The organism is Parabacteroides sp. AF19-14 (genome assembly GCF_003635485.1).
GTDB lineage: Bacteria > Bacteroidota > Bacteroidia > Bacteroidales > Tannerellaceae > Parabacteroides > Parabacteroides distasonis.
Map to the genome: position 1 here is coordinate 1 of NZ_QTMJ01000043.1, position 8,033 is coordinate 8,033.

7 protein-coding genes and 1 pseudogene are annotated in these 8,033 nt (G+C 44.4%); all 8 read right to left on the reverse strand.

From position 1 onward, the window contains the following. Positions 1 to 248: 248 nt before the first annotated feature. The 8 genes and pseudogenes from uxaC to DWX33_RS21935 all read right to left on the reverse strand — a co-directional run bounded on the left by uxaC (position 249) and on the right by DWX33_RS21935 (position 7,828). Positions 249 to 1,652 (reverse strand): glucuronate isomerase, encoded by a 1,404-nt coding sequence (uxaC, locus tag DWX33_RS21895; RefSeq protein ID WP_122381035.1) that lies wholly within the window; start codon positions 1,650 to 1,652, stop codon positions 249 to 251. Next, a complete protein-coding gene (locus DWX33_RS21900; RefSeq protein ID WP_122381036.1) occupies positions 1,649 to 2,323 on the reverse strand; it encodes a bifunctional 4-hydroxy-2-oxoglutarate aldolase/2-dehydro-3-deoxy-phosphogluconate aldolase in 675 nt (224 codons plus the stop codon). Before DWX33_RS21900 ends, uxaC begins: the two co-directional genes overlap by 4 nt. Before the next feature lie 36 nt (positions 2,324 to 2,359). After that, a complete protein-coding gene (locus DWX33_RS21905) occupies positions 2,360 to 3,403 on the reverse strand; it encodes a sugar kinase (protein WP_121962455.1) in 1,044 nt (347 codons plus the stop codon). Between the two features lie 88 nt (positions 3,404 to 3,491). Next, positions 3,492 to 3,647: pseudogene (locus DWX33_RS23000) on the reverse strand (AAA family ATPase); the annotation flags it as partial. 346 nt (positions 3,648 to 3,993) lie between these two features. Further along, positions 3,994 to 4,983, reverse strand: a complete 990-nt coding sequence (gene dusB, locus DWX33_RS21915) for a tRNA dihydrouridine synthase DusB (RefSeq protein WP_122381037.1) — start codon at positions 4,981 to 4,983, stop codon at positions 3,994 to 3,996. A gap of 99 nt (positions 4,984 to 5,082) precedes the next feature. Further along, a complete protein-coding gene (locus DWX33_RS21920; protein WP_122381038.1) occupies positions 5,083 to 5,988 on the reverse strand; it encodes a DNA-directed RNA polymerase subunit alpha C-terminal domain-containing protein in 906 nt (301 codons plus the stop codon). Between the two features lie 624 nt (positions 5,989 to 6,612). Then, positions 6,613 to 7,380 carry a hypothetical protein gene (locus DWX33_RS21930; RefSeq protein ID WP_122381039.1) on the reverse strand — a complete coding sequence of 256 codons (768 nt, stop codon included), beginning with the start codon at positions 7,378 to 7,380 and terminating at the stop codon, positions 6,613 to 6,615. Beyond that, complete coding sequence (locus DWX33_RS21935) at positions 7,349 to 7,828, reverse strand: Panacea domain-containing protein (protein ID WP_122381040.1); 480 nt, start codon at positions 7,826 to 7,828, stop codon at positions 7,349 to 7,351. The genes DWX33_RS21930 and DWX33_RS21935 overlap by 32 nt, the downstream gene beginning before the upstream one ends. Between the last annotated feature and the right edge of the window lie 205 nt (positions 7,829 to 8,033).

An 8,033-nucleotide genomic window follows, 5' to 3' on the forward strand; every position in this document is an offset into this window, starting at 1 on the left:
AATTAAAGAATTTTCCCCCTGATTTATCGGGTGAGCCATGAAATCATAAAGCCGTTGTTTCATGTTTGCGTATTTTAGTGTTTATCTAAATCTGCCGCAAAAGTAGGCGTAATATGTGCGAGTATAGTGGAAGGTCTTATGAAGTGTTTGTGAATAAAATGTTGCAAAGCTGTTGCAGCCTTACTGCAACGCACGTGCAGTGTTACTGCGACAGGCGTGCAGTAACATTGCAATGCGGGTTGCAGTAATCAGAAATCAAAGTATCGTTTAGCGTTGTTGTAACTGATGTCCTCCACCATCTGTCCAATGAAGGAAAACTCGGAGGCGGGCAATAAGCCTTTCTCTATCTCATTGCCTAGCATATTACAAAGGATCCGGCGGAAATACTCATGACGGGGATATGACAGGAAGCTACGGGAATCTGTCAGCATACCGACGAAACGGCTTAAAAGCCCGAGGCTGGAAAGCGCATTTAATTGATCTTCCATGCCTTTGATCTGATCGAGGAACCACCAAGCCGCTCCATATTGCATCTTCCCGGGTACACTGCCGTCGTTGAAATTGTAGGCATTGGCTACCATCAACTCAGTGTCGCGGGGATTCAGGTTGTAAACGATCGTTTTCGCTAACAGCCCTTCTTGATCTAAACGGCTGAAAAAGCGGTTCATGGAAACAGCTACCGGCTGATCATCGATAGCGTCGAAACCTGTGTCTGCTCCTAATAACTTGAACATCCGTTTGTTATTATTCCGATTTGCGCCGATATGGAATTGTTGTACCCATCCACTCCGGGCATCCATCACCGCCAATTCGTATAGCAATGCCGAACGGTATTTGCGAACTTCCTGCTCCGTGAGCGATTTACCCATACGAGCCTTGAGGAAGATCACCTCAATCTCCTGCTCGGTATAAGGTTCGGCATAGAAAGTATCCAACCCGTGGTCCGATAACCGGCACCCTTGGGCGGCGAAGAAATCATGTCGTTTTTGTAAAGCCTCCAATAAATGCTTGTAGGTGAGGATGGTCTTATCGGCGGCGGCCTCCAGCTTGGACAAATAGTCATTTAGCGCCTTGATATTATCGATAGCGAGTACCTTGTCCGGTCGCCATGCCGGATATACACGAGTGTGGCATCCGTTTGAACGTATTTTTTGATGGTATTTCAAGGAATCTATAGGATCGTCGGTCGTACAAACGATCTCTACGTTCATCCGTTTCATGATGGCTTGCGCACGATACTCGGGGGTACGTAGTTTATCCGTACAAGTTGTGTAGATTTCCTTGGCGGAAGCCGGATTCAAGACTTTATGGATTCCGAATATACGGCTAAGTTCCAGATGTGTCCAATGATAAAGCGGGTTTCGCATCGTGTAAGGCATCGTCTCTGCCCATTTAAGGAATTTCTCGTAAGAGGGCTTATCTCCGGTGATGTATTCCTCGGGGATACCATTTGCTCTCATCGCCCGCCATTTGTAATGGTCTCCGCCAAGCCATATCTCCGTAAGATCCTCGAATTGATGATTCTCCGCTATTTGCCGGGGATCTAGGTGGCAATGGTAATCAATGATGGGCATCTTCGCCGCATGCTCGTGATATAACTCACGGGCCGTGTCGGTTTGGAGCAAGAAATCTTGATCTAAAAAGTTTTTCATACTTGGCGATACTTTTGAATGATAGATAAGGCGTTGCGGCATAAATCTGTAATGGATTGCCAATCGTTTCCCGCTATCGCTTCTTTGGGGAAGAGTTTGGATCCCATTCCTACGCAGGTCACGCCGGCCTTGAACCAAGCGGATAGATTCTCCTCTGTCGGCTCCACGGCACCGGTAGCCATGATTAGGGTCCATGGCATAGGGGCGTTTATGTTCTTGACAAATGAGGGACCTCCTACATTTCCGGCGGGGAATATCTTGCAAAGGTCGCAACCAACTTCTTGGGCAAAGCCGATCTCGGATACGGAACCGCAGCCGGGCGTATAAGGGATGAGACGACGGTTACATATCTTCGCTATCTCCGGGTTGAACAACGGGCCGACTACGAAGTTTGCCCCTAGCTGTATGAATAAGGCGGCTGTGGCCGGGTCTACGATAGAACCTACGCCCAATACTAATTCCGGGCATTCCTTGGCGGCGTATTTAACCAGCTCGCCAAATACCTCGTGGGCGAAATCTCCCCGGTTAGTAAACTCGAAGGCTCTGACGCCTCCCTCATAACAGGCTTTTACAACTTGTTTAGCGATCTCTACCTCTTTATTATAATAGACGGGCACCATTCCGGTTTGGATGATAGCCTGTAATGTTTGTATTTTATTGAATCGAGCCATGTTGGGAATTAAAAATTGAAAGTTGAGAATTGAAAATTAGCGGGAGACACGGCCGGAGGTGTCGCCGGACATGAGTTTTTCTACTTCCTCTACGGTTACTTGGTTGAAGTCTCCGTAAATTGTGTGCTTTAGGCAAGAAGCCGCTACCGCGAAGTCCAAGGCTTTCTGATCGTCACCGGGGTAGGAGAGCAAACCGTAAATAAGGCCTCCCATAAAAGAATCGCCTCCACCTACACGATCTACGATATGGGTGATGTCATACCGGCGGGATTCGTACAACCGGTTGTCGGCGTATAGCACTCCGCCCCATGTGTTATGATTGGCATTGATGGAGCCTCTTAGCGTGATGATAACTTTCCGGGCACGTGGGAAGCGAGCCATTAATTGGGTACATACCGACTGGAAAGAGGCGGCGTGTACCTCGCCTTCCGTGGCGGCGGCGTCGAAACCTTCGGGCTTGATACCGAAGACTTTCTCGGCATCTTCCTCGTTTCCTAGGATGATATCGCATCCGGCTACTAGTTCCGGCATGACCTCATGGGCTGTCTTACCGTATTTCCAGAGATTTTTCCGGTAGTTGAGGTCGCAGGATACCGTGATGCCCAATCGGTTTGCCGCCTGTATCGCTTCCAAGCATACGTTGGCGGCACCTTCGGATATGGCTGGCGTGATACCTGTCCAGTGAAACCAAGAGGCATCCTTGAATACTGCGTCCCAATCGATCATCCCCGGTCGGATCTCGGCGATGGAAGAATGAGCCCGGTCATATACCACCTTGCTGGCACGAGCGACCGCTCCGGTCTCCAGAAAATAAATGCCTAACCGTTCCCCTCCGTAAATGATCTTGGAAGTTCCGATACCCTGTTTGCGTAATTCCATAACGCAGGCACGGGCGATGTCATTTTTGGGTAAACGGGTTACAAACTCAGTCTCTATGCCATAGTTGGCGAGTGAGGCAGCGACATTCGCTTCCCCTCCGCCAAAAGTAGCGTTGAACTGATTGGCTTGGCAAAAGCGTAAATAGTCCGGAGTAGCCAGCCTAAGCATGATCTCTCCGAAAGTTATGACTTTCTTACTCATGGTGGTATAGTATTATGTTTTTCGCAAATGTAAGGGTTTATTTCGAATAATGTATAGCGTGTGTGCGAAAACATAGGCTTTTTTATTCCACCTCCCGGACAAAACGCCTGATTTCGAAAGGAGTCTTAGGGGCGCTAACACTGGTGTAGAAAGGAAGCAGGTATTTGACAAAGCCTTCTTCTACCTCTAAATTGGGAAATCCTAGTTTATAGATACCAAAGCGAGAATCATAATCCTTGATCGAATCTTCTCGAAGTTCTGTATACCGATGGGATAAATAGTCTGGTTCATAGTACCAAGTATTTAATGTGACCTATTGACAAAGATACGATAAGTTTCTTGGTTTAGGATATAGAGTCTGGAAAAACAAAAAAGCCGCTAGTCCCAATATGGATGCGGCTTTTTTTGCTCCTCAATGAAACAATCTCACGATTCCCCCCTTGCAAAGACTTGTTAACCTTAGATCTAAAATACTATGAAAAAAACTCGATGCAAATATAAGGGGTTTTATAATATGCGTCAATAGTATTTGTAACATTTTATTGTAAAAATATCGCAAATAGGTTTCAATTTGATATATATCAAGCTTGTTATTCAGAAATTCCGCACTTTTTAGGAATATTATTCATAATTTCGAATAATTCGTTAACAGTCTCCGCACGTAGCATGGCGATCCGTGTTTGCTTGAAATCGGTAATACCTTTGAAGAGTGGAGTAGCTGCCAGATGACGGCGAATATGTAAGATTCCCCTACGTTCGTCCAATCGTTCCACGCTTTGCTCCACTTGTTTTTTTAGGATATCCAGATACCAAGAGAAAGGCTCTTGTGGCAATAATTCCCCGGTCGTAAGATAGTGTTTTACCTCCCGGAAGATCCAAGGGCGGCCTATGCTAGCCCTACCGATCATTACGGCGTCTACGCCATAGTCCTCGAAACGCTGCTTGCATATCTCGGCGGAAGTCACGTCGCCATTCCCGATGATAGGGATTTGCATGCGAGGGTTATTTTTTACGGCACCGATCAAGGTCCAATCCGCCTCGCCCGTGTACATTTGCGCCCGTGTACGTCCGTGGATGGAGAGGGCGGTGATACCGCAATCCTGTAGTTGCTCGGCCAGATCCACGATAACGCGGTTGTCGGCATCCCATCCCAAACGGGTTTTCACGGTGACGGGGATGTTCACGGCTTTCACCACCTCTCTCGTGATCTCCAGCATCAACGGGATATTGCGTAGCATGCCGGCCCCGGCTCCCTTGCCCGCTACTTTTTTTACGGGGCAACCAAAGTTTATATCTAAAATATCCGGACGAGCTTCCTCGCAAATACGTGCGGCCTCTACCATCGAGGCTACGTCCTTACCGTAAATCTGGATAGCGACCGGACGCTCATCATCGGAGACATTTAGTTTTTGCTGTGTTTTGTTCACACTGCGGATCAATGCGTCGCTCGATACGAACTCCGTATATACCATGTCCGCTCCGAAGCGTTTGCACATCAAACGAAACGAGATATCTGTCACGTCCTCCATAGGCGCCAAGAATACCGGACACTCCCCTAAATCTATTGAACCAATCTTCATACCTTCTGTTTGCTAACTAAATAGAGATTACAAAAGTACTTCTTTTTGGGGAATAATTTTTACATCTCGTAAGATGATCGGTAGATGGAACAGGTGTTTTTAATAATCCGGATCATTTATGATATATTGATAGAGCTCGGATTGCCCCGCTTTATTTAGGATCTTGTGCTTCTCCAACTGGAACTTCAACTGATCCAAACCAAGGGTACCGAAGCCCGGCATATCCAATAATGAGTCGAGGCCTTTTTTCTTCGCGTAGCGTAACAGATCTTCTATGGTTTCTATTTCCAGCTTCGCGAGGCACTTGCGGATATAGGGAGACAAGGTGAGGTTAGTGATGGGTTGGCATATCCGTTTGGCGGCACTTTGGGGGATGGAGACGAGTGATCGGGGAGATTCGATATACAAACCGCTTTCAAGTGCCTTTTTGTACAGGCTTTTCAACTCGTATTCCATATTCCTGTTCTCGAGCCGTAAACGTTCTATCTCCAGATCCTGATATTTGATTGTTTTCTTATATTCAGCCAGAAATCCGGTGCTCTCTTGTAATCGGAGTACTATCTTTTTGTACCGGTAGCACAATCTGTCGTAGGATATATCGCAACGTTTGGCTACATCCTGCATTTTGGTGCCCGAGGTTATTTCCGTGAATATGTATCGATCTTGTTTGTCGTGTATGAATGTAGCTAGTTCGGCGGTAATTTGTTTAAGGAGGGGAGAGATGTTTTTAAGGGATCGAAGGCAGAACAGGAAATCATCGTGTTGGGCGATGATCTCGTCGGCCTCTTCTTTCTTGTCTTCGATGATCAGTTGCAGGTATAGTTTCTGTATTCCCAGATGTTCGATATGGGAGATGAATTCACGCAGGTTGGCCAGATCCACGAGGCGACTGTCTTTCGTCACGGAGTAAGAGGTTATTTTATGGCTTTTGGCCCAATATTGGATATCTTCGCTGGGGAAACCCGTGATACGGGCGGCCTCTTCTATGGTAATAAGTTCAGGCATATTGAAATAAGGTTATATTACGAGTAATAGGTTTTCTGTTTAGTTAAAATACGGAATTTAGCATCGATCGATAAAGGCAAATAGATCACGTATTCCTGTTTCATCTCAATTATGAAATGAGTGGTATTATAGCATACTCCCTTTATATCACTGTATTTACGTATAATACTATGAACGTGGAATTCCTTCTCATTACAATAAAATTCTAATTCAGGGAAATACTTGCTAAAACAAGTATCGTAAAAAATAAAAAGATTCTGAATCTCTTCAAGGCTACAAACGTCCATACGCCAATTGTTTTACAGTTAATAATAGATTAAAAGGTCAAGACAATTTATAAAGGATGTCCTTCGTGAGGGCGGGCGTTATATGGCTTTATGTAAAGTAGTGGTCCTTTCATTAAATAAAGAAAGGGCGATTGGCTGAACTTTTACTTAATCGAAGGTTCGGCTAAGACCCCGCAACGAATAAAAGTCAGCCGCACGCCTCCTTTATCTGTATACACTCATAGTTCCTAAAGTAACGTCAGTTTCCACTATAAGTAACGCCAGTTTCATCCGGTTGAAACTACAGTTTCCTAAGCGAGAAATAGAAGGAGTCTGCAATGAATTTATAGACAGTACTTTATATTATCTTCCCATCATCTTTCATTAACTCCCATATACCTTGTTCAAGAATCTCTTGCAGGGAATGGTCTTGAAGTATCCCTTGATAGGTGGAATAGAAATCTCCATCAAGTCCTATATAGACAATATTCTCATGCAATTCTTCTATGGTAGTGATATGTGCATGCAGCTTACAGTTCTTGTCGGGGCAGTTCGCTACAATTTTCTTAATTCTTTCCATTTTGTTCAGCAATTCATCGTATTGGGATATGCCTTTAGTGGTGGGTTGAATCTGATAATTAGTTTTCTTGGCAGGTTGTATGTTATGGTTGGGGTCAAGCAATACTACATGGAATATGTAGGGGTCTCTGTCAAAATAGCCGACAATACGCCCTGTGCTTTTGGATATAGAGAACTGCATCATTGGAAACTCTTCTTCATTATCCAATATTTCATCGGGAAGCCAGTCGAGCTCCTTTCTTTGAACTGGAATGTTCTTTGCGCTCCAGTCAATAGGATGGCAGCGTAAAGCAATACTGCCTTTATTTTCTTCAAAGACTTCTTGGGGTGTCATGTTCCCCAATACTCCCAACCGTTCAATAAGCCCAACATGCCATCCTTGTGAGCATCCGCCAAGTTCAAAATTGGGTATCTGCTTAAAATAAGAGAAGGAAAAAGTAATTTTCCTTCTCCTCACTTCTTTGGCTTGTTCGGAACTAACTAACTGTTTCGTGCCATATTTAGGCTGATTGGAATTAAGCGTTAATTTCTTTCCACTTTGTCCCATAGTATTCCGTCATAAGTGCTGAAGAGATAATCTCGTCGCAACGTTCGTTTACGCCCAAATCGCCTCTTGTTTTAATCCATGGCATTTCAGTATGAGACAGTCTTTCTAACTCTGCTCCACTGTATTTGAGATAGTTCTCTAAGATAAAATCCACAAATTCAGTGTCTTCAACGGAGAGAGCTACATCCTTATTCCGACAATCCTCCAAATTTATTTCAGAATAAAGGTACTTTGTCGGATTGAAACGATTATATATTTCCCGGTTTACGGGACCGTGAATCCATGCCTCAAAATCACCGGTAAACATGGACTTCTTATTTATTCCGTAAGACCACGCCTGAACGTAATACAATAGCTTCTGCAACTTTAAATTGATTAACGATGCATTTTTATCTTCTGATTTTACACGTAAGATTATATAATCAGCAATGTCGTGTATTGAGTTCATATTTTTAGGCTTAATATTGGTATGCAAAGATAGGTAGAATATTTGTCTGCGCAAAAAATAAATCGCTGAATTCATGTGTCTTAAATTATTTCACATCTTTTGCCTGTCTTTCCTCTTTCTGTGGCCTGTTGGTCGTTTATAAGAAGTCTTCTCAAATATTATTCTTACCTTTCCTCTATAAATCAAGTTCACGTTAGGAAATAGT

Bases quoted from the DNA above. Each gene is read 5' to 3' on its own strand.
- uxaC (WP_122381035.1), bottom strand. From the start codon at position 1,652: ATGAAAAACTTTTTAGATCAAGATTTCTTGCTCCAAACCGACACGGCC.
- DWX33_RS21900 (WP_122381036.1), bottom strand. From the start codon at position 2,323: ATGGCTCGATTCAATAAAATACAAACATTACAGGCTATCATCCAAACC.
- DWX33_RS21905 (WP_121962455.1), bottom strand. From the start codon at position 3,403: ATGAGTAAGAAAGTCATAACTTTCGGAGAGATCATGCTTAGGCTGGCT.
- dusB (WP_122381037.1), bottom strand. From the start codon at position 4,983: ATGAAGATTGGTTCAATAGATTTAGGGGAGTGTCCGGTATTCTTGGCG.
- DWX33_RS21920 (WP_122381038.1), bottom strand. From the start codon at position 5,988: ATGCCTGAACTTATTACCATAGAAGAGGCCGCCCGTATCACGGGTTTC.
- DWX33_RS21930 (WP_122381039.1), bottom strand. From the start codon at position 7,380: ATGGGACAAAGTGGAAAGAAATTAACGCTTAATTCCAATCAGCCTAAA.
- DWX33_RS21935 (WP_122381040.1), bottom strand. From the start codon at position 7,828: ATGAACTCAATACACGACATTGCTGATTATATAATCTTACGTGTAAAA.